Raw genomic sequence first — 836 nt, forward strand, 5'->3', positions numbered from 1 at the left:
AGATGAAGATCGTCACGCCATCGTCGCGCGAGAGTGAGATCAGCTTGCGCCAGAAGGCATCGCGCGCCAGCGGGTCGACACCCGAGGTGGGCTCGTCGAGGATCAGGATGCGCGGGCGGTGCAGCGTGGCCACGGCCAGTTGCAGGCGCTGGCGGATCCCCAGCGGCAGGCTGTCGGGCATCGCCGCCGCGACCTCGTCGAGATCGAATTCGCGCAGCGTCGCCGCCACCCGTCCAGGCCGTTCGCCCGCAGGGATCTCGTAAAGCTTGGCGTGAAGATCCAGGTTCTGGCGCACCGTCAGCTCGCCATAGAGCGAGAAGCTTTGCGACATGTAGCCGATATTGTGGCGCACCTTCATATCCGAGGCCTTCAGCGCCTCGCCGAACAGCTCGGAGCGGCCCTCGGTCGGATCGAGAAGGCCCGTGAGCATCTTCATCGTGGTCGACTTGCCGCAGCCGTTCGAGCCGAGGAAGCCGAAGATCTCGCCCTCGGGGATGGTAAAGCTGACATTGTCGACTGCGGTGAAATCGCCGAATTTCTTGGTCAACCCCTCGGCGCGGATCGCGGGCAGCGCATCGGCCGACCCGGGTGTGCGGGGGCGCAGCTCGACCCCCGCCTCCCCCTCGCCCTCGGGCAGGAGGCTCACGAAGGCCTCTTCCAAGGTGGCGCGGCCGGTCTTCGCGCGCAGCTCCTCCGGCGCGCCGGCAGCGATCACCTTGCCGTCATTCATCGCGGCGAGCCAATCGAAGCGCTCGGCCTCTTCCATATAGGCGGTCGCGACCATCACGCTCATGTCGCCCAGTTGGGCACGAATGCGGTCGATCAGATCCCAGAAC

The 836-nt window shown here is 66.3% G+C and carries 1 protein-coding gene; it reads right to left on the reverse strand.

Annotated elements, in window-relative coordinates; translation table 11 throughout:
• Positions 1-836, reverse strand: an 836-nt coding sequence (locus B3D39_RS15830; protein ID WP_286789863.1) for an ATP-binding cassette domain-containing protein, incomplete at both ends; no start/stop codon positions are given.

The sequence above is a fragment of the Thioclava sp. UBA3469 genome, assembly GCF_002378135.1.
Taxonomy (GTDB): Bacteria; Pseudomonadota; Alphaproteobacteria; order Rhodobacterales; family Rhodobacteraceae; genus Thioclava; species Thioclava sediminum.